Genomic DNA, 21169 nt, shown 5'->3' with positions numbered 1-21169 from the left:
AATACAATGGTCTTCTTTTTGTTAAATTTTTAAGACAATTTATTTGCAGGGAGAGATCTATGAAGGGCTCAGTGATTAGGCGCATGTACGCTGGGTTTGCATTGATCATTATAATGTTCATCGTTACTACGTTGATGATGACGCGAGGAATGCAACAAATACATCAAAATTTTGAAGGTGTTTCTAACACTTCACTGCCATTAGTTTCCCAATCGAACCAAACTAGCGTGGCGTTACTGTCAGCAGACAAACTCTTTAAGGACTATTTGACCACTCAGAGCTTTGAGCGCATGGATCTGCTATCAGATCAATTTGCGCAAATGAAAGACGCATACTCTGCGCAGCTCGCACAATTGGAACAAGTGAGCGCTGGCCAACCTCAATTAGAGGAATCACTACTCCAACTTAAAGAAATGGAACAAAGCTACTTCTCTGAAGCTGAGCAAGCGATGGACAACTATCGCGCAATGTTTGTTGCTCAAGAAGAGGTGCAAAAGTCCACTCGCCGTTTCCAACGCTTACATTCTGAACTTAGCATCGGCATGAAAGAGTACGTGGATGACCAAAGCAGTATTTCGGTCAAAGTGATGGCAAAAAGCTACTTTATCAAATTGAAAGATGCCGAGCTTACTACGTCTGACGCATTAGCAAGCAGCAATACCGAGTTAGTGACACAAGCTGTAGCTAAGAACAAGAAAGCGGTTACGCACTTAAATTACGCGTATCGCGGACTGTCTACACAAATGCCTGAGCTTAAGAAAGCGTTTGACGAATCGGTTCAACAGTTCACCAGAGATGTCGGTCAGAAAGGTGGGGTGTTAGATCAACACAGCGCCTACTTACTTGCCAAAGATGCGTTGTACGCAAACATTGCTAGCCTAACCCAACAGGTTGATGCGACGATGGCGGTACTTAACTCATTTAGTGACGTTGCGACTCAGGCATTAGATGCATCGTTGCAAGAAGCGGGGGATGTTTACCAACAAGGTGTTGTCCGCTCTGTCGCTATCGGTGCGGTAGTGATCTTAATGGCGCTTGCCATCGGTTACCATATTGCGCACAGTGTACGCGAGCCTTTGACTCGTATCCTAAAAACATTGGAGTCACTGACACAAGGTGATATGACTCAGCGAATTGATATCCGTTACAACAACGAGTTCAGCCGCGTGAGTAATCACATCAATTCGTTAGCCGACAACCTACATGGTATTTTGGTCAAACTTAATGACGCTTCAGATAATCTAACGCAAACCGCGACAACCAACCAACAAACGTCTTCGCAAGCGCAATCGCAGCTTAGCCAACAGCGCGAACAGACGGCAAACGTCGCAACAGCGATGACAGAAATGGCACACTCGGTACAAGAAGTCGCGCAAAGTGCCCAAAACTCGCAGCAAATGGTTGAGCAAGTTGAGAAAGCCTCTGAATCTGGTCGTCAAATTATGGGCACCAACATCACGACGATCAACCAGCTCGAAACACGTTTAACTCAATCTGTAGACGCAGTTAAAGATCTGCAAGCCATGAGCAGTCAAATCGGTAGCATTCTCGATGTTATCCGCAATATCGCTGAGCAAACCAATCTACTGGCATTGAACGCTGCCATAGAGGCGGCACGCGCTGGTGAGCAGGGTCGCGGTTTTGCTGTGGTTGCGGATGAAGTCCGCGTACTTGCTCAACGTACAACCGAGTCCACTGCTGAAATTGAAAGCATGATCAGTAATTTGCAAAGCAGCTCAACTTCAGCGAATAAGGTCATTCAAAGCTGTATGGATGACATGGAGCTTTCTGTAGAGCAGGCATCAAATGCCAACAGTGCGATGGAAGAGATTCAAGGGCTTATTCTTGAAATCAGTCAAATGAGTGGTCACATTTCTCAAGCTGCAGCGGAGCAAAGTGAAACGACTGGCGACATCGCACGCAACATTGAAGAGATCAACCTGATTGCTGATACAAGTTACCAAGCGATGGCACAAATCGCGCAAACGAGCGATAACCTATCTAATCTTGCCAACCAACAAGGTGAATTAGTCCACAGGTTTAAGCTGTAAAGTCAGGATAATGTCATTGTTTTAGTAAGGGCGGCTATTTTTGATAGCCGCCCTTGTTTTTTATATCCTGTGTCATCATATGGTTAATAGGCTTGCCCTCTTTTTAATTCACTTTTTTGCAAGCCAAGCATGAGGAATAACTATGGCAGTTCATGTTGGCATCATTGACCAAGACCCTATTCGCTTGGTCACTCCCCTTCTAGATAATCGTAGCGTCAGCAATCACATCGTTTTTATTGGTGTATCTACTCAGTGTGATATGTATTCACGCCTGCAGAACGTTTTAAATAAACGTGGGATCACTTCCGAATTTTTTGAGATCCCTAACGTTGCCAATCCATCAAAAATCAAACAGGCCGTATTAACTCTCGCAGAAGAGCTAAAAGCGCGTGGAGAAGATGTCAAATTAAATGCGAGCTGTGGACTCCGTCACCGTTTACTTTCGATTTATGAAGTCTTCCGTTCCTATCAGTGGACAATATTTGTCGTTGAACCGAGCAGCGATAAACTGTGTTGGCTCTACCCTGACGGGAACGAAGACGCCCAAGTACAAGACAGAATCACCATTGAAGATTACCTCACCATTTTTGGTGCTCGCGGTGAGTTCAGCGAACATAACCTACCTCCTCAGCTCGACCAAAAGCTGTATCAACTCGGTGAGCGCTGGGCGAGCAATGCATTGGAGCTGGGGCCTGGCCTCGCAACATTAAATTATCTTGCGACTACCTGCCGAAAAGAACAGCGTTTAGACGTGGAGCTATCGGAAAAACAACAAGGCTATCGTGAGCTCAATATGCTTCTAAGCGACTTAGTTGAAGCCGAAATCGCGACCTATCAAAATGGGATTTTGACATTTGCCAATGAAGACGCACGTCGTTTTTCAAATGGTGAATGGTTGGAAACGCTGGTACACAGCACGGTACGTCAAATTCAACAAGATATGCCCACGATTCAAGATCGCTCTCTCAATGTTCAGGTTTATCGCCAATTAGGGGAGCGTGAAGTACGCAATGAGCTTGATGTGGCATCAGTAGTGAACAATAAACTCCACATCATCGAGTGTAAAACCAAAGGAATGCGAGATGATGGTGATGATACCTTATACAAACTTGAATCACTGCGTGATTTATTAGGCGGCTTACAGGCTCGCGCCATGTTAGTCAGCTTCCGCCCACTTCGTCATAATGACATTACCCGTGCTGAAGACCTAGGCTTAGCGCTAATCGGCCCTGATGAACTGAAAGACCTCAAACTGCACCTTACCACTTGGTTTACGGAAGCTGGCGGTCAGGATGAAGCCTGCGCTGACTGCTAGTTATGAAGTAAACGGCAAATCCCACCTGATTAACGCACTGTTACCTTGAATAAAGTTTAAGCGAAGCAAATTAACAGCTCTAATAACAAAAAACCGCCTAGCAGGCGGTTTTGTTAATTTAAACTTTGTTAACTGTCATCTTCAGTGAAATTGGTTGGTAAATTGGTTTTCATCTGGTTCCAGATTTGAGCACTTTCCAAACCATAATGACGGATCAAGATTAAGATCTGTTCGCGATTGCCTGTCTCACACACCTCAAGTAAATCTCTGTAGAACTTGAGTGCCAGTGATCTCGCCTGTGGATTAGAGAAGTAAAAACTGCCTACTCGATCGTACAGCTTCTTCAAGCCATTAAAGATCAATCCGTAGATTTGGTTACCAGAATGGAAAGCTAAGCGTTGAAACAGCATGTAATCGTAGAAATTGAACGTTTTGGCGATCAATATGGACTGACGTTTAACTTCATCCTTCTCACCATCATCTTTTACATGCTGACGTATTTTATCCGCATAAGGTGATGACTCCATAAATACGTCCCACGATTCAGCATTGAGTAAAGCTTCACATGAGTTAATCACGCTAGAAATAGTTTTCTCTGAGCTTTCTTTATTGGCCTTAAATGCATAACGCATAAAGATAGGACTGATGTTGGTACGTGCCGCAAGCAAATCTTCAACAATTGACGTGGCATTTTCTGCGTCTAACGTCATCAATGTATCAAGTATGTGCAGACCTGAGGTTTCCATAAATTGGTTAACGCGCGTCGGTTTGCCGTGTTGAATTGTTAACCACCCGTCTCGGGCCAAACGTTGTAGTACTTCTCGAAGAGTTGTACGTGTTACGCCAATTAGTTCAGAGAGCTCACGTTCTGCTGGTAAAATAGAACCAGGGGGGAATCGACCTTTCCAAATACTTTCAATGATGTATTTTTCCGCGAAACCTGCTGGGCTCTTTGCCTTAATGACCATTTATATCTTATCCAAACTTGTATTTATATGGGTCTAGTGGAACTCATCATACCACTAGTTTTTCGATATCGGAAACCACCACTTAGTAAACGTGCGGCAAAGCCATAATGGAGTATAAACTCTAACGTTATTCAGGTTTCATTAAACCCACTTAAGATATGAAGTGTGATAAATTTCACCTTTCATATTCGGCTCAACTCCGTACCCCTTACAGTTACTATTTCACGAGCAAAATCTAAGTTTGAAAAATCACATAATTAAAGTGTCATTTTCATTCAATATAATCACATAATCTTTCTTATTTTACGCTTTCGACGCGTTGCCTGCATTAAGTCGCATTTTCAACAACTCTAACATTTTGTTTACGCCACTTTGATCGCGTTTTTAAACAAAAGTTGGGGAATCAAAAACTCAAACCGATTTTACCATTGACTAAATTGTGTTGGAGAGTACAGTGGCGACCGAAGTAAGGAGTGCTTGTCTTTCTCAGGGAGTGACTTGGCAAGACCACATGATTGCCTACGGAATGCTGTTTTTCTAAGTCACTGTTGAATTGGGTTTGTTTTTTTACTGATGGAGGGATTTCCATAAGTCAGAAAACCTCAACTTTCCGATTAAATGAATCAAGCGCGCACAGTGTCTGTTCATAACAACATTAAGAGTATTTAAATCATGCCGATGTCACTTGGGAGTGCGTTTATTAAGAACTTTCTTGGTAAAGCCCCAGATTGGTACAAAGTTGCCATCATTTCATTCCTCATTATTAACCCGATTGTTTTCTTTTTCGTCGACCCTTTTGTCGCTGGCTGGCTACTCGTCGCGGAGTTTATCTTCACGCTTGCGATGGCGCTAAAGTGCTACCCTCTTCAACCTGGTGGTCTACTGGCTATTGAAGCCATCGCAATTGGCATGACCAGCGCAGAGCAAGTAAAGCACGAGCTCGTTGCTAATATTGAAGTCCTGCTACTGCTAGTCTTTATGGTTGCTGGCATCTATTTCATGAAGCAACTGTTGCTGTTTATTTTTACTAAGATACTGCTAGGCATTCACTCTAAGAGTATGTTATCACTGGCTTTTTGTGTTGCAGCGGCATTTTTGTCAGCATTCTTGGATGCCTTGACCGTTATCGCCGTGGTTATCAGTGTTGCGGTAGGTTTCTACGCTATTTATCACAAGGTGGCTTCTGGACAAGGTCCGCATGCTTCCCACGATCACACTCAAGATGACCATTTATCGGAACTCACTCGCGACGATCTAGAAAATTACCGCGCATTTCTGCGCTCGCTACTGATGCATGCTGGCGTTGGTACCGCGCTTGGTGGTGTAATGACCATGGTGGGCGAACCGCAAAACTTAATCATTGCGGACCAAGCAGGCTGGCAATTTGGTGAGTTTATTATCCGTATGTTGCCTGTAACTGCACCTGTGTTTATCTGCGGCATGATCACTTGTGTCTTAGTAGAAAAACTTGGCATGTTTGGTTATGGAGCACGCTTACCTGACAATGTCCGTCAGATTCTGGTTGATTTCGACCAAGAAGAGCGCAAATCACGCACTAAGCAAGATGTTGCCAAGCTTTGGATTCAAGGCATCATCGCGGTTTGGTTAATTATTGGTTTAGCACTTCACTTAGCAGCTGTTGGCCTAATCGGTCTTTCAGTCATTATTTTAGCCACAGCGTTTACTGGTGTGATCGAAGAACATTCAATGGGTAAAGCGTTTGAAGAAGCATTGCCATTTACAGCGCTATTAGCGGTATTCTTTGCAGTCGTCGCGGTAATTATTGACCAAGAGCTGTTTAAACCCGTTATTGATGCGGTACTGCACGTGGAAGACAAAGGCGCACAGCTCGCGTTGTTCTATGTGGCGAATGGTTTGTTGTCGATGGTATCGGACAACGTGTTCGTCGGAACGGTTTACATTAACGAAGTAAAAACGGCCCTGCTTGAAGGCATTATCTCTCGTGAACAGTTTGATTTACTCGCTGTTGCAATCAATACAGGTACCAACCTACCTTCTGTTGCAACACCGAATGGTCAAGCTGCATTCCTATTCCTCCTGACCTCTGCATTGGCACCTTTAATTCGCCTGTCCTACGGCCGTATGGTAATCATGGCGTTGCCTTATACGATAGTGCTTGCACTGGTCGGTTTAGCAGGCATTATCTTCTTCGTAGAACCTATGACCCTTTGGTTCTATGATGCAGGTTGGATTTCCCAACACGTTGGTGAACTAACCCCAACCATGTCCAACGGGCATTAATCAATAAAGTAGAAAAGTTTTTGTTGCTACCGAAACTTTTGCAAGATAAAAAGCTCTGAATATTCAGAGCTTTTTTAATACAGGACATCTGTGTGAACATTCTTTCTAGTTTGAAAATTTTTTCTAAAGGGCGTCTACCTTGGGCGTTGCTTTTATTATCCATTGTAGCCTTTGAAGCATGTGCTTTGTTTTTTCAACACGTGATGATGCTAGCACCTTGTGTGATGTGCATTTATGAACGTGTCGCCATGTTTGGTATTGGTGGCGCGGCTATCATTGGCCTAATCGCACCCAACAGCCTTGCTGCACGCTGGTTAGGCTTCGCAGCGTGGGGAGCAAGCGCCTATCAAGGTTTAACGCTTTCACTCCAACATGTTGATTATCAATTTAATCCTTCACCTTTCAAGACATGTGACTTGTTTGTCACGTTTCCCGATTGGGCACCATTAAACCAATGGGCACCGTGGTTATTTGAAGCTTACGGTGACTGCAGCAAGGTTGTTTGGCAATTCTTCGATTTATCAATGCCCCAGTGGTTAGTGGTTATCTTCTCTGCTTATTTGATCGCTCTAGTCCCCTTTGTGCTTGCACAATTTGCTAAGAGCAAGTAGTCGAAGGGCAAAAATTAAAGGGTTGGCACACAGTGCCAACCCTTTTAATGTCCGCTATACGGACTACAATCCAACGATTACCCAACGCTAGTTCATTTCTCGACCTGGCGCAGGAGCCAACACCTCACGGTTACCATTGTGACCCGGGGCGCTAACAATACCTTGAGCTTCTAACTGCTCAACAATACGCGCCGCTCGGTTGTAGCCAATCTTAAAGCGACGTTGAACGCCTGAAACCGAACCACGACGCGACTGGACGACGTGCTCGACAACCTGATCAAACAGTGGGTCCATCTCTTCTTCTGACTCCGACTTTTCTCCGGGCAACAAGGCTTCAGGGCCTTGGTCTCCATTGGTAATCTCATCAATGTAGTTTGGCTGACCGCGCGCTTTCCAGTTATTGACCACCGCGTGCACATCGTCATCTGAAGCAAATGCACCATGAACCCGCACAGTATGGCTAGAACCCGGAGGCAAGTAGAGCATATCCCCCATGCCAAGCAATGACTCCGCCCCACCCTGATCAAGGATGGTACGCGAGTCTGTCTTGGTCGACACAGTAAAGGCGACACGTGTTGGAATGTTCGCTTTAATCAAACCCGTAATAACATCAACCGAAGGACGCTGAGTCGCTAAGATTAAGTGAACACCTGCAGCACGTGCTTTTTGCGCAAGGCGTGCGATAAGCTCTTCAACTTTCTTGCCGACCACCATCATTAAGTCAGCAAACTCATCGACAATAACAACAATGTAAGGCAATTTCTCCAATAATGGCGGATGCTCATCCATGCTGTCACCCGGCTGCCACAGTGGGTCATGAATAGGATGACCAGCTTCTGCGGCCATTTTCAGTTTGTCGTTGAAGCCTTTAATGTTTCTTACACCCAGTGCAGACATTAATTTATAGCGACGCTCCATCTCTCCAACACACCAACGCAGGGCATTAGACGCGTCTTTCATGTCTGTCACCACTTCAGATAATAAGTGAGGGATGCCTTCATAAACGGACAACTCGAGCATTTTCGGGTCGATCATAATAAAACGCACGTCCTCTGGCGTCGCTTTGTAGAGCATGCTCAGTATCATGACGTTAACTCCGACCGATTTACCTGAACCCGTCGTACCTGCGACCAAAACGTGCGGCATTTTAGACAGGTCAGCGACAACTGCGTCACCTGCAATGTCTTGCCCAAGTACTACAGTCGTTGGAGATTTCGCATCAATAAACTGAGGGCTGCCTACGACGTCAGAGAAAAACACCGTTTGACGGCTCATATTCGGCAATTCTAGGCCAACATAAGGTTTACCTGGAATGACCTCAACCACACGCACCGCCATTGCAGAGAGCGAACGGGCTAAGTCCATAGAAAGGCCTGAAATTCGGCTGACCTTAACACCCGGAGCCAAATCTAATTCAAAGCGCGTAATCACTGGACCTGGGAAAATGTCCACAACGGTCGCCTTAATCTTGTAATCTGCGAGCTTCGCCTCCACCAAACGAGCGATATTTTCAAGAGCCTCGCGATCAATAAAGTTTTCGCGCTTTTCCGGATGGTAGAGCAATTCCAACGTCGGCATTGGTTCAACAGGTTTTGGTAAATTGGTCTCTTGCTGAACCAAAAACGGATTTTGCTGCGCGGCGACTTTCGCCTGAGCTTCAGCAACCATATCGTGCAAGGCCGCAGCATCTTGGTCTTGAGGCTTATCATTACTGTCAACGACAGCCTCTTCAATGCTGTCTTCTGCAACCTCAAACGACGAAATTACAGGTTCTTGATAGTCTTCATCGGGCTCGATAGCGGAAGATATCTGCTCTAATTCTGCTGTGTTAATCGTCGGTTGAGCGATATCTTCAACCACTTCCTGCTGCCAAGGTAGGTCGCTACTTTCAATTTGTTCAAATGAGACTTCCGAACTACTTTGCTGCTCGGCTTCTATAGCAGAACCAAACTCGACCTGTTGAGGCGCTGTTTCCGACATAACCTCTGACTGACGATCCTCACCACTCATTGCGGCTCGTTCTAACTGTTCGATGGTTTCACCTAGGTGATTATTTGTCTCAAAATCAGGCTCCATCGTTTCTTCAGATACTGGCAAGTGATTCTCTGTCGAAGAGGCTGTCATTACCCTATCACTGATTACTCCAGCGCCGACACCTTCGATGCTCTCAGCAACGGGTTTTGTTGCCGCTGTATTTTCCGGCATATGGATGTTAAAACGCTTTGTCTCGCTGAGTGAGCCTTCTTCCGGCTCTACTTGTCGCTCTTCTTGTAAGGAAGCTACGTTTGATTCTGTTGGCGTGCCTTCTAATTCAGGGTGACTGAGCTGCGCTTCTAGCACTTCATCTTGTCGACCCCGTATTTTGTTAAACAGCGCAGTGATCATACCAATGACACTTTCACCCAAAGCATCAACAATAGAAAGCCAAGAGATCCCTGTGAGTAAAGTAAACCCAGCGCCCCACAAAAAGAGGAATACTAAGGTCGAACCAAGAATATTTAAGCTTGGTAATGCCAAGCTTGTCAGGACATCGCCAATGACGCCTCCTGACGAGAAGTACCAAATATCATCAAAGTTGATATCTGCCAAGCCACAACTGGTCAAAATAAGAATGGTCAATCCGAGTAAACGGGTTCCCCATAACATAAAGTCAATCGGGTCATTTTCATCACGTTTGCGTAACATTGCCCAAGAGACCCCAGTCAATACAAATGGGATCACATAGGCCAAAGAACCGAAAGTAAAAAATAGGGTGTCTGCTAGCCAAGCACCCACTAAACCACCAGCATTATTGATCTCCCCGCCCCAAGCAGTTTGAGACCATGAAGGATCGGCTGCACTGTAAGTTACCAGAGCCACTGCGAGCAAAATGGAAGCTAACACGATAACAATCAAACTACATTCTTGAAGACGTTGGGGCCCACTCAAGCGCGAAGGTTGAGGCTCTTCGCCCGTTTTGATGATTGTTTCTACTTTATTTTTGGTTTCTTTGAACATAACCAACTTTATCTTTGTGAAAACACCAATCGTTCTTGAAGACACAGTGATTGGTCGGGAAAAAAATAGTCCGAGCAGCTATGCTACTCGGACTATCGATTTAACCATATCAAGGCAAAAAACCCAATTGCTTAACGTCAGAATATAGAAAGCAATTATGACTTTAAGCGCAAACCCATAGACAAGTTAGCGAGTCTTGATCACAAGTTGGTTAGTTTGCTTCACTTCTTCCATAACAACGTAAGTACGCGTGTCGTTTACACCAGGCAAGCGCAGCAGCGTATCACCTAGTAACTTACGATAAGCGCTCATATCTGATACACGTGTCTTCAATAAGTAGTCGAAGTCACCAGAAACCAAATGACATTCTTGAATATCATCCAGCTTTTGAACGGCGGTGTTGAACTGTTCAAACACATCCGGTGCACCACGGTTAAGCGTGATTTCAACGAAAACCAACAACGAAGCATCTAAATACTGCGGATTCAGCAACGCTGTATAACCCGTAATATAGCCCTGACGTTCGAGTCGACGCACACGTTCCAAACACGGAGTTGGAGAAAGTCCCACTCGTTTTGAGAGCTCTACATTCGAAATACGACCGTCTTTTTGCAACTCATTAAGAATGTTGCGGTCGATACGGTCTAGATCCTTGGACGGCTTTTTATTGTTGTCTGCCATTTTTTATTCCACCTTATTACTTCCTTGCAAAAAAATATACTACAACTTTTTAATATTCAGTATCAAATTTTATTCGAACCTATCTATACTAGTTGTTAATTCGACAGAATTACCCTACATACAGTTAATGCAACTAATATAGTTTATACAACCAAAATAAAATGAGGATTCAGGATGATTATTGGCGTACCTAAGGAAATCAAAAACCACGAATACCGTGTTGGCATGATCCCAGCGAGCGTTCGCGAGCTAGTGTCTCAAGGTCACCAAGTTTTTGTTGAAACTAATGCCGGTTCAGGCATCGGTTTTTCAGACGATGATTACATCGCTGTAGGCGCATCCATTCTTCCTACCGCTGCTGACGTTTTCGCGAAAGCAGAAATGATTGTAAAGGTTAAAGAACCTCAAGCTGTCGAGCGAGCTATGCTACGAGAAGGGCAAATTTTATTTACTTATTTGCACCTAGCACCAGATTTTCCACAAACTGAAGAGCTAATCAAGAGCAAAGCTGTCTGTATAGCATATGAGACTGTAACAGATAATATGGGTCGCTTGCCACTACTTGCTCCAATGTCTGAGGTAGCTGGTCGCATGTCTATTCAAGCAGGTGCACAAACTTTAGAGAAATCTCACGGTGGTCGTGGTCTTCTTTTAGGCGGTGTACCGGGTGTTGAGCCAGCAAAAGTAGTTGTAGTTGGCGGCGGTGTGGTTGGTGCAAATGCAGCCCGCATGGCAGTTGGACTACGAGCAGATGTGACTATCCTTGATCGCAACGTAGACACACTACGTCGACTGGATGAAGAATTCCAAGGTCGCGCTAAAGTGGTTTATTCTACTGAAGACGCCATTGAGAAGCATGTTTTAGAAGCAGACCTAGTTATCGGTGCAGTACTAATTCCAGGTGCGGCAGCACCTAAACTGGTAACAAAAGAGCACATCGCTAAGATGAAACCAGGTGCCGCTGTAGTTGACGTTGCGATTGACCAAGGTGGTTGTTTCGAAACATCTCACGCGACAACGCACGCAGAACCAACTTACATTGTTGATGACGTTGTACACTACTGTGTAGCAAACATGCCGGGTGCCGTTGCACGCACTTCTACATTCGCATTAAACAACGCAACGCTACCGTATATTGTTAAACTAGCGAACAAAGGTTACCGAGAAGCACTACTAGCTGACGAAGGGTTCTTAGAAGGTCTAAACGTAATCCACGGTAAAGTAACTTGTAAAGAAGTTGCTGAGAGCTTCAACCTAGAATACGTTGAGCCAGCTCAAGCCATTGCGATGTTCAACTAATATTGCATTTTGATATTCAAAGGCCAGCATTGTTGCTGGCCTTTTTGTTTGTATCGTCCCTACCTTACTACTCAAACCGATACAAATACTGAAACTAGAAAGTAAAATGCCCACAAATTGGTGGGCGTTGGCAATGCAGTTGAGGATTTAGAACCAGCGTTCTAATGCGGACTTATCAAGTTGGCGAAACGCGCGATTTAATATATTAGCCAGTTCTTTGTAACGAGGACGTGACTTGAGTGGCTCCAATGCACAGCCACTATCGACGATTTTCTGGTGGATTTCACGATACCAGCCCGCCAATGATGGAGGCAACTGAGTGTTGGCTCGATTACCCAACCACCACATTCCTTGAATCGGCATACTGATTGCGAATAAGGCGATAATAACGGCTTGCGGCATAGACTGATAGTTGTTAAACGCCATTTGAGTCAACACACTGATTGCAGCGATGGCAGGCATAACTTTCACCCCAAAACGCGTTGCTTTTATGATCCGTTGTTCTGGAAACAACAGATTAAGCTCTTTGCGCATTGGCCAAGTTTCCATGTACTTTTGTCCATCTTTCAGACTATGAACAAATCCAGCTTTATTACTCATAGGGCTCTCTCACTTCAGTACAGGGTCTAAACTAAAATTTAGTTGAAAGTTTCAACTAAAAGAACAAAAAATTGATAAAAGTTAATATTCTTTCAAATTATTTTTGTTATCATCGCTTATTATCGTTATCCTTTGCGGACCCACAATCTCATTGTTGCTGTTATTTACAATTTAAGCAACTCTTGAGACCTTTTCGCAGCGGATGCAAAGGTGATGAAGTGAATCATCACTGTCTTTTTTATACGGAATTCGATGTTTTTTTGACCAAGAATAGTACGCAGCTTCTAGAGCATCGTCTATTCTTGTGATTAATTTTTATCCTAATTGATTATTACAGGTAGTCACTCATGTCAAAGCTAGTTTTAGTTTTAAACTGCGGTAGTTCTTCTCTTAAATTTGCTGTTGTTGATGCAGAAACAGGTGCCGAGCACCTATCAGGTCTTGCTGAATGTCTTCACCTTCCTGAAGCACGCATCAAGTGGAAACTTGATGGTAAACACGAAGCTCAACTAGGCAACGGTGCAGCACACGAAGAAGCACTTGCGTTCATGGTTGAAACTATTCTTGCTTCTAAACCAGAGCTTAAAGCTAACTTAGGTGCTATCGGTCACCGCATCGTTCATGGCGGCGAGCAGTTCACTCAATCTGCACTAATCACTGATGAAGTACTAAAAGGTATTCAAGACGCTGCAACATTTGCACCGCTTCACAACCCTGCTCACATCATCGGTATTGAAGCTGCGAAGAAAAACTTCCCTGATCTGCAAAACGTTGCTGTTTTTGACACGGCATTCCACCAAACAATGCCTGAAGAGTCTTACCTATATGCTCTTCCATACAACCTATACAAAGAGCACGGCATCCGTCGTTACGGTATGCATGGTACTTCACACCTATTCATCACTCGTGAAGTTGCAGGGCTACTGAACAAGCCAGTTGAAGAAGTTAACATCATCAACTGCCACCTAGGCAACGGTGCTTCTGTATGTGCAATTAAAAACGGTAAGTCTGTAGACACTTCTATGGGTCTAACGCCACTTGAAGGCCTAGTAATGGGTACTCGTTGTGGTGATATCGATCCTGCGATCATCTTCCACCTACACGACGCTCTTGGTTACTCTGTTGAACAAATCAACAACATGCTAACTAAAGAGTCTGGCCTTCAAGGTCTTACTGAAGTGACTTCTGACTGTCGCTTCGTGGAAGACAACTACGGTGAGAAAGAAGAAGCAACGCGTGCGATGGATGTGTTCTGCCACCGTCTAGCTAAGTACGTAGCAGGTTACACTGCTTCTATGGAAGGTCGCCTAGACGCTATCACGTTCACCGGTGGTATCGGCGAAAACTCTGGCCCAATCCGTGAAATGGTTCTAAACCGTCTAGCCATCTTCGGTATCGAAGTTGACAGCGAAGCTAACCTAAAAGCGCGTTTCGGTGGTGAAGGTACTATCACAACTGCAAACAGCCGCATTCCTGCAATGGTTATCTCTACTAACGAAGAGCTAGTCATCGCTGAAGATACTGCGCGCCTAACCGGCCTTTAATTGATATAACCGGCTGGCAATTGTCAGCCGGTTTTCTTTCGCATGGGTGTAACAGCAATTGCACGATATTAGCAATTTGACTGTTATGTTCTTATCCCAATAGCTATAGGTACTCTACGAATGTCTCGTACTATTATGCTTATCCCTGCAAGTGCTGGTGTTGGTCTAACTAGCGTAAGCATGGGTGTTCTTCGCGCAATGGAGCGCAAAGGCGTTAAGGTTTCTTTCTACAAACCAATTTCTCAGCCCCGTGAAGGTGGCGACCAGCCTGATCTTACTTCAACTATCGTTGGCAGAAACAGCGATGTGAAAATTGGTCAGCCTCTAGCGATGTCAATTGCCGAAAATTTAATCGGCAACGACAACATGGATGAACTGCTAGAAACGATTGTTGAACGTTACAACCAAATCAACAAAGATGCAGACGTTACGCTAATTGAAGGCTTAGTCCCTACGCGTAAACACCCATTCGCTAACCAAGTAAACGCGGAAATCGCCGCTACTCTTGGCGCAGAAATTGTTCTTGTAGCGACACCTGGTACAGACAACCCAGCACAGCTTAAAGAGCGAATCGAAGTAGCTTGTTCTAACTTCGGTGGTACGAAGAACAAAAACATCTCTGGCGTTATCATAAACAAGCTCAATGCGCCTGTTGACGAGGCAGGCCGCACTCGCCCAGACCTATCTGAGATCTTCGACGATGCAGACAGCGCTAAACAGAATGAGATGAAAGTAATGGAGATCTTCAATACATCTCCAATCCGAGTTCTTGGTTGTGTGCCTTGGAGCATTGACCTTATCGCGACGCGCGCTATCGACATGGCGAAGCATCTCAACGCTGAAATCATCAACAAAGGTGAAATCAACACTCGTCGCATTAAGAGCATCACATTCTGTGCTCGTTCTTTGCCAAACATGATCGAACATTTCAAACCTGGCTCCCTGCTTGTGACTTCAGCAGACCGTCCAGATGTTATCGTTGCAGCGGCACTGGCGGCAATGAACGGTGTTGAGATTGGTGCGGTTCTTCTGACTGGTGGTTACGACATCCCACAAGAAATTGTTGGCCTATGTCAGCCTGCATTCGATGCAGGTCTACCTATCTTTAAAGCGCAAGGTAACACTTGGCAAACGTCTTTAAACCTACAGAGCTTCTCTATCGAAGTTCCGGCAGATGACAAAGAGCGTATCGAGTTTATCAACGAACACGTTGCTGGTAATATCGACGGTAACTGGATTGAATCAATGACGGAAGGGACGCAGAAATCTCGCCGTCTAAGCCCACCAGCATTCCGTTACCAATTGACAGAATTCGCTCGTAAAGCGGGTAAACGTATCGTTCTTCCTGAAGGTGACGAGCCACGCACTGTTAAAGCAGCCGCTATCTGTGCGGAGCGCGGTATCGCTGAGTGTGTACTTCTCGGTAACCCAGACGAAATCCGTCGCGTTGCAGCGCAACAAGGCGTTGAGCTAGGTGCTGGCGTCACTATCATCAACTCTGACGAAGTACGTGAAAATTACGTTGCGCGCCTAGTTGAGCTACGCGGCGCGAAAGGTATGACAGAAGTTGTTGCTCGTGAAAAACTGCAAGACTCTGTATTCCTGGGTACTATGATGCTTGAGAATGATGAAGTTGACGGCCTAGTTTCTGGTGCGGTTCACACCACAGCGAACACTATCGTTCCTCCGTTCCAAATCATCAAGACAGCGCCTGATGCGTCTATCGTATCATCGGTATTCTTCATGCTTCTACCTGACCAAGTATTGGTTTACGGTGACTGTGCGATCAACCCAGATCCAACAGCAGAGCAACTTGCTGAGATCGCAATCCAATCTGCTGACTCAGCAGCAGCGTTCGGTATCGAACCACGCGTGGCGATGATCTCATACTCTACTGGTGAGTCTGGTAAAGGTGCAGACGTCGATAAAGTACGTGAAGCGACTAAACTCGCCCAAGAGAAGCGTCCTGATCTTGTGATCGACGGTCCTCTACAGTACGACGCGGCTATCATGGAAAACGTGGCAGCGTCAAAAGCGCCAAACTCTCCAGTTGCAGGTAAAGCGACCGTATTCGTATTCCCAGATCTAAACACAGGCAACACGACATACAAAGCGGTACAGCGTAGTGCTGACCTTGTCTCTATCGGTCCAATGCTGCAAGGTATGCGTAAGCCAGTAAACGATCTGTCTCGTGGTGCGCTCGTCGACGATATCGTCTACACCGTTGCGCTAACAGCGATCCAAGCAGATCAAGCTGAACAAGCAGAAAAAGCCGTTAACTAACTCGTCTATTTTCTTGATTTAAAGCCCTCGTTTCGACGCGGGCTTTTTTTATATGCCAGCACCATACATCACCACAAACATAAGCCCTCCAACCAATACGCAGCCAGTCATCACAGGAACAATCCGATACCAAAGCTGCTTATCTCCAATTGCTCGCACCATTCCAATCTTAACAACAGTATTTACCGAAGCAGCGATAAGAATACCTAAGGCCGCGGTGTTTACATCTAAGGATTGTGTGCTTTGGCGACCCAATGCAAGTGAAATCGCATCCACATCCGTTAAGCCAGATAATGCGGATAAAATCAGTATCCCCGTACTACCGAACATCTCAGTCAACGCGTGTGAGAGCAGCATAATCGCGGCCAAGACCACGCCAAAAAAGAGCGCCGACTGCAGTGCTAACGGATTAGTTTGTTGATTAGACGGCTCAACTGATTCAGCTTCGCTGGAACGCCATATCCACCAAGCAGGCAAATACAACGCGACCATCATTGCTATGACAATTGGCCATAACAGTGTCACTAACTGTGGGTTTATCACGAACAGCACCACCAATAAACGAGGAAACATGGTACCGCAGCTGAGCAGGATACCACTAGCGAGAAGTGGGCTAATACTAGCTTGCTGCTTGGAAAGGTGAGAAAACTGCAGTGTTAGCGCCGTGGAGGAGCTTAGACCAGCAAATACGGAAGTAAACAAGATCCCGCGCTTCGCTCCACCGATTTTTATCGCAAAGTAACCGACAAATGAGATGCTGGCAATCAGCACCACCATCCACCAAATTTCGTATGGATTGAGTGCACTCCAAGGACCATAGGATTGATTAGGTAACAACGGTAGCAACACGATTGAAATAAGGAGTAAACGAAGTGCAGCATCCAATTCGTATTCTTGAAGTTTTTGTAGAGCCTGATGCAGTTCTCTCTTGTTATCTAAGACGACTGCAGTAATGACGGCCGCTGAGGCAGCTAGCACAGCTTGTCCGGAAACGGCCAAGCTGCCTAGGACAAACGTCACTAGCAAACTTACCACCCCAGTAATACTTACATCGAGATTGCTTTTTTGCTGCATAACAAAAGCGATACAGGCCAATATCACCAAGGCAATCAATGCAAATCCTAACAGCAAAGGGGAATATAAGCCCGCTAGAATAGCAACTAACCCGCCAAGTAAACCAACCAAAGAGAAGGTACGAATACCCGCAACTCGGCTGCCTTCGACGCGATTACGCATTTCCCAGCCGCGCTGCGTACCCACGATGGCCCCCAGCAGCAGCGAGATAAGCAGGTGCCAAAGTAGATAGTCACTCGCAACAAATTCGTTGATACTCATACCTACCCCGTTTAAAAGATCGGTTTCATATCATTAGTTTATGTCAATTCGGTAGAGAAACCGTGATGGCGCAAAAATATATCAATATGCGCCATCTAGAAATGGTGCAGTGATAGGAAATACCTAGCTATAAGTGTTCACGTCCGTGAGGTGAATCCAAATCTAAATCTGGCCCCTTGGGTACAACTTGCGTTGGGTTGATACCAGTGTGACTAAAGTAATAGTGCCGTTTAATGTGGTAAAAATCCGTCGTCTCTTTAATCCCCGGGATTTGATACAACTCTTTCATGTATCCGTTGATGTTCGCATAGTCGACAATCCGTTTTTTATTACATTTAAAGTGCCCTACGTAGACAGCGTCAAATCTGATCAAGGTGGTAAACAAGCGCCAATCAGCTTCAGTGATACTGGCTCCGACAAGATACCTGTTGTTGGCTAAGTGGGTGTCTAACTTGTCTAAAGATTCAAACAAGTGGCTATACGCTTCTTCGTAAGCCTCTTGCGTTGTCGCAAACCCACAGCGATAAACACCATTGTTGATATGTGGGTAGACAAACGCGTTCCATTCATCAATCAGATCACGTTGTGACTCGGGATAATAATCGGCTGTATTACCTGTCAGATGATTAAACTGCGAGTTAAACATTCGAATGATTTCCGAAGATTCATTGCTAACAATCGTATTGTGTTTTTTATCCCAAAGTACTGGCACGGTAACACGACCAGAGTAATCCGGTTTAGCCTGCGTATAAATTTGGTGAAGCCGAGTATGACCAAACAATGGCTCTGGAAGCCCCATTTGCCAGCCCTCACTCATCATATCTGGACATACAACCGTCACATCGATATGGGCTTCAAGTCCCTTGATTTTACGGAAGATAAGCGTGCGATGAGCCCATGGACAGGCTAACGAAACATAAAGGTGATAACGGCCTGACTCGGGCTGGAATTTAGCATCTGGGCTATGTTCGATCCAGTCTCTGAATCCAGCATCTTCACGGATAAATTTTCCATTACTTGATTTAGTATCGTACCAGACGTCTTGCCAAACACCGTCGACTAGCTTCCCCATGACAGGCTCCTAACTCGTTTATTTTGTTTAACAAGTATAAAAAAAACTCACAGCGATTTGATTAGATAGGTTTGGCTTAGTTGTTCAAATAATTTGAATAGCAGGATAAGCGATCGTCAGATACAAAAAAAAGCGCGACACCGTTTGGCTATCGCGCTTAAATTGATCAAAGGTGAGAATTATACGCTAACGTGTATACATGACACGGCATGCACGTCTGTACCTTCAATCTTAGGTTTTGTTTGAGCACACTCTTGGGTCGCTTGAGGACAACGAGTACGGAATACACATCCTGAAGGCGGACTAATTGGAGACGGAAGATCCCCTTCGAGCATTTCAATCTGCTTGTTGCGCTCCAACTTTGGATCTGGGATCGGCACAGCAGACATCAATGCGCGGGTGTATGGGTGCTTAGGATTAGCAAACAGCGCTTCTGACTCACCGAGCTCAACGGCATTACCCAAATACATAACCAAAACACGATCAGAAATGTGCTTAACCACTGACAAATCGTGCGCGATAAATACCAAAGAAAGGCCCAGCTCTTTTTGTAGCTCTTTAAGCAAGTTCACAACCTGAGCTTGAATAGACACGTCTAGAGCAGAAACTGGCTCATCACAGATAATCATCTTAGGCTTAAGAATCAATGCGCGAGCAATTCCGATACGTTGACATTGACCACCAGAAAACTCGTGAGGGTAACGGTTAATCACGTTCGGCAATAAACCAACCTTCGTCATCATCTCTTTAACGCGAAGTTTCACTTCATCTTTAGAAAGCTCAGGATAGAACGTCTCTAAAGGCTCTGCGATGATATCGCCGACTGTCATACGTGGGTTAAGTGAAGCTAGCGGATCTTGGAAGATCATCTGGATTTCTTTGCGTGTTTCACGACGCTGAACTTCCTTCATCTTAGTAAGATCTTGGCCAAGCCATAACACATCGCCGTCTGTCGCTTCTACCAAACCGATAATTGCGCGCGCAAATGTCGACTTTCCACAACCAGACTCACCAACAACACCTAGGGTTTCACCTTCGTAAAGGCGTACATTCACGCCATCAACTGCTTTTAATGTGGAAGGCTTAGACCATGGCAAAGCAGACTTTGATGCAATGCTAAAATGAACTTTTAACTCTTTAACATCTAGAATTAGTTTCTTATCTATGCTCATTTTTTCCAAGACTCCCATTCAGAAAAACATGCACGTTGGCGACCATCGCCAAACGGCGTCAAGATTGGCGCTTCTTGCTTACAACGATCCATCACGCGGTGGCAGCGCTCTTGGTATGGGCAGCCAGGTGGCAAGCGAAGTAAGTTAGGTGGGTTGCCCGGAATGGTAGGAAGGATTTCACCTTCAGTATCCAAACGAGGAATCGCTTTTAACAAACCTTCTGCATATGGGTGGCTTGGGTTGTAGAAAATCTCATCTACCGTGCCGTACTCCATGGTACGACCCGCATACATCACCAATACTTTGTCACATGAACCTGCCACGACACCTAAGTCGTGAGTGATCATGATAATTGCCGTATTGAACTCAGACTTAAGTTCGTTCAGCAGATCCATAATCTGTGCTTGGACAGTTACGTCTAGCGCTGTTGTTGGTTCGTCCGCAATCAATAGTTTTGGACGACACAGGAGTGCCATAGCGATCATCACACGCTGGCGCATACCGCCAGAAAATTCGTGTGGATACATGGTAATACGCTTGCGCGCTTCAGGGATTTTCACCGCTTCAAGCATGCGTACCGATTCTTCAAATGCCTCCGCTTTCCCCATGCCTTTGTGCAGCATAAGTACTTCCATCAACTGGTCACTCACCTTCATATAAGGGTTAAGTGAAGTCATTGGGTCTTGGAAGATCATTGCAATCTGCTCAGCACGAACTTTGTTCAGTTCTTTTTCAGGCAGGTTAAGAATCTCATTGCCTTCAAATTTCGCGCTACCTGAAATAATACCGTTCTTAGCCAAAAGGCCCATGATTGCGAATACGGTTTGTGATTTACCTGAACCGGATTCACCTACGATACCTAATGTTTCGCCTTGGTTCAGAGAGAAATTCAAATCGTTAACTGCGGTGACAATACCATCTTGAGTGGTAAATTCGACGCGCAGATCTTTGACATCTAATAAGCTCATCATTGCTTCCT

At 45.2% G+C, this 21169-nt stretch carries 15 protein-coding genes; 7 read left to right on the top strand and 8 right to left on the bottom strand.

The features are described from left to right. The first annotated feature begins 59 nt into the window (after window positions 1-59). Both TW81_RS08485 and TW81_RS08480 read left to right on the top strand, forming a co-directional pair. Window positions 60-2051 carry a methyl-accepting chemotaxis protein gene (locus TW81_RS08485; protein ID WP_045955279.1) on the top strand — a complete coding sequence of 664 codons (1992 nt, stop codon included), beginning with the start codon at window positions 60-62 and terminating at the stop codon, window positions 2049-2051. A gap of 142 nt (window positions 2052-2193) precedes the next feature. Continuing rightward, window positions 2194-3366 (top strand): DUF1887 family protein, encoded by a 1173-nt coding sequence (locus TW81_RS08480; protein ID WP_045955278.1) that lies wholly within the window; start codon window positions 2194-2196, stop codon window positions 3364-3366. Window positions 3367-3494: 128 nt separating this feature from the next. Here the strand turns inward: TW81_RS08480 and fadR are convergent, their stop codons facing one another. Then, window positions 3495-4334, bottom strand: coding sequence for a fatty acid metabolism transcriptional regulator FadR (gene fadR / locus TW81_RS08475; protein WP_045955277.1), 840 nt, complete (start codon window positions 4332-4334; stop codon window positions 3495-3497). A gap of 672 nt (window positions 4335-5006) precedes the next feature. On the opposite strand from fadR, the gene nhaB reads away from it, so the two are divergent. After that, a complete protein-coding gene (nhaB, locus tag TW81_RS08470) occupies window positions 5007-6596 on the top strand; it encodes a Na(+)/H(+) antiporter NhaB (RefSeq protein ID WP_045955276.1) in 1590 nt (529 codons plus the stop codon). A 92-nt stretch (window positions 6597-6688) separates the two neighbouring features. Next, a complete protein-coding gene (dsbB, locus tag TW81_RS08465; RefSeq protein WP_045955275.1) occupies window positions 6689-7207 on the top strand; it encodes a disulfide bond formation protein DsbB in 519 nt (172 codons plus the stop codon). An 87-nt stretch (window positions 7208-7294) separates the two neighbouring features. Here the strand turns inward: dsbB and TW81_RS08460 are convergent, their stop codons facing one another. Both TW81_RS08460 and lrp read right to left on the bottom strand, forming a co-directional pair. After that, on the bottom strand, window positions 7295-10204 hold the full coding sequence (locus TW81_RS08460; RefSeq protein ID WP_045955274.1) for a DNA translocase FtsK: 2910 nt from the start codon (window positions 10202-10204) through the stop codon (window positions 7295-7297). 186 nt (window positions 10205-10390) lie between these two features. Further along, window positions 10391-10885 (bottom strand): leucine-responsive transcriptional regulator Lrp, encoded by a 495-nt coding sequence (gene lrp, locus TW81_RS08455; RefSeq protein WP_004414493.1) that lies wholly within the window; start codon window positions 10883-10885, stop codon window positions 10391-10393. A 174-nt stretch (window positions 10886-11059) separates the two neighbouring features. On the opposite strand from lrp, the gene ald reads away from it, so the two are divergent. Then, window positions 11060-12184 carry an alanine dehydrogenase gene (gene ald, locus TW81_RS08450; RefSeq protein ID WP_045955273.1) on the top strand — a complete coding sequence of 375 codons (1125 nt, stop codon included), beginning with the start codon at window positions 11060-11062 and terminating at the stop codon, window positions 12182-12184. Between the two features lie 147 nt (window positions 12185-12331). Here ald and yfbV read toward each other — a convergent pair whose 3' ends face one another. Next, entirely contained in the window at window positions 12332-12784 is a 453-nt protein-coding gene (gene yfbV, locus TW81_RS08445) for a terminus macrodomain insulation protein YfbV (RefSeq protein ID WP_045955272.1), read from the bottom strand. 347 nt (window positions 12785-13131) lie between these two features. Here yfbV and TW81_RS08440 point away from each other — a divergent pair, with 347 nt between their 5' ends. Next, window positions 13132-14328 (top strand): acetate kinase, encoded by a 1197-nt coding sequence (locus tag TW81_RS08440; RefSeq protein ID WP_045955271.1) that lies wholly within the window; start codon window positions 13132-13134, stop codon window positions 14326-14328. A gap of 120 nt (window positions 14329-14448) precedes the next feature. Next, window positions 14449-16611 carry a phosphate acetyltransferase gene (gene pta / locus TW81_RS08435; protein ID WP_045955270.1) on the top strand — a complete coding sequence of 721 codons (2163 nt, stop codon included), beginning with the start codon at window positions 14449-14451 and terminating at the stop codon, window positions 16609-16611. 48 nt (window positions 16612-16659) lie between these two features. Here pta and TW81_RS08430 read toward each other — a convergent pair whose 3' ends face one another. From TW81_RS08430 to oppD, 4 genes are all read right to left on the bottom strand, one after another. Next, window positions 16660-17946 (bottom strand): MgtC/SapB family protein, encoded by a 1287-nt coding sequence (locus tag TW81_RS08430; RefSeq protein WP_045955269.1) that lies wholly within the window; start codon window positions 17944-17946, stop codon window positions 16660-16662. A gap of 127 nt (window positions 17947-18073) precedes the next feature. Continuing rightward, window positions 18074-19018, bottom strand: coding sequence for a glutathione S-transferase family protein (locus TW81_RS08425; RefSeq protein WP_045955268.1), 945 nt, complete (start codon window positions 19016-19018; stop codon window positions 18074-18076). A gap of 179 nt (window positions 19019-19197) precedes the next feature. Then, on the bottom strand, window positions 19198-20190 hold the full coding sequence (gene oppF / locus TW81_RS08420) for a murein tripeptide/oligopeptide ABC transporter ATP binding protein OppF (RefSeq protein WP_045955267.1): 993 nt from the start codon (window positions 20188-20190) through the stop codon (window positions 19198-19200). Further along, window positions 20187-21158, bottom strand: a complete 972-nt coding sequence (gene oppD / locus TW81_RS08415) for an ABC transporter ATP-binding protein (RefSeq protein WP_045955266.1) — start codon at window positions 21156-21158, stop codon at window positions 20187-20189. The genes oppF and oppD overlap by 4 nt, the downstream gene beginning before the upstream one ends. Window positions 21159-21169: the final 11 nt, after the last annotated feature.

The organism is Vibrio galatheae (assembly GCF_000967545.1).
Taxonomy (GTDB): domain Bacteria; phylum Pseudomonadota; class Gammaproteobacteria; order Enterobacterales; family Vibrionaceae; genus Vibrio; species Vibrio galatheae.
This window is presented reverse-complemented; position numbering and strand designations above follow the sequence as displayed.

Excerpts from the sequence above, each read along its gene's own strand:
- TW81_RS08485 (WP_045955279.1), top strand. The coding sequence starts at position 60 with ATGAAGGGCTCAGTGATTAGGCGCATGTACGCTGGGTTTGCATTGATC.
- TW81_RS08480 (WP_045955278.1), top strand. The coding sequence starts at position 2,194 with ATGGCAGTTCATGTTGGCATCATTGACCAAGACCCTATTCGCTTGGTC.
- fadR (WP_045955277.1), bottom strand. The coding sequence starts at position 4,334 with ATGGTCATTAAGGCAAAGAGCCCAGCAGGTTTCGCGGAAAAATACATC.
- nhaB (WP_045955276.1), top strand. The coding sequence starts at position 5,007 with ATGCCGATGTCACTTGGGAGTGCGTTTATTAAGAACTTTCTTGGTAAA.
- TW81_RS08460 (WP_045955274.1), bottom strand. The coding sequence starts at position 10,204 with ATGTTCAAAGAAACCAAAAATAAAGTAGAAACAATCATCAAAACGGGC.
- lrp (WP_004414493.1), bottom strand. The coding sequence starts at position 10,885 with ATGGCAGACAACAATAAAAAGCCGTCCAAGGATCTAGACCGTATCGAC.
- ald (WP_045955273.1), top strand. The coding sequence starts at position 11,060 with ATGATTATTGGCGTACCTAAGGAAATCAAAAACCACGAATACCGTGTT.
- yfbV (WP_045955272.1), bottom strand. The coding sequence starts at position 12,784 with ATGAGTAATAAAGCTGGATTTGTTCATAGTCTGAAAGATGGACAAAAG.
- TW81_RS08440 (WP_045955271.1), top strand. The coding sequence starts at position 13,132 with ATGTCAAAGCTAGTTTTAGTTTTAAACTGCGGTAGTTCTTCTCTTAAA.
- pta (WP_045955270.1), top strand. The coding sequence starts at position 14,449 with ATGTCTCGTACTATTATGCTTATCCCTGCAAGTGCTGGTGTTGGTCTA.
- TW81_RS08430 (WP_045955269.1), bottom strand. The coding sequence starts at position 17,946 with ATGAGTATCAACGAATTTGTTGCGAGTGACTATCTACTTTGGCACCTG.
- TW81_RS08425 (WP_045955268.1), bottom strand. The coding sequence starts at position 19,018 with ATGGGGAAGCTAGTCGACGGTGTTTGGCAAGACGTCTGGTACGATACT.
- oppF (WP_045955267.1), bottom strand. The coding sequence starts at position 20,190 with ATGAGCATAGATAAGAAACTAATTCTAGATGTTAAAGAGTTAAAAGTT.
- oppD (WP_045955266.1), bottom strand. The coding sequence starts at position 21,158 with ATGAGCTTATTAGATGTCAAAGATCTGCGCGTCGAATTTACCACTCAA.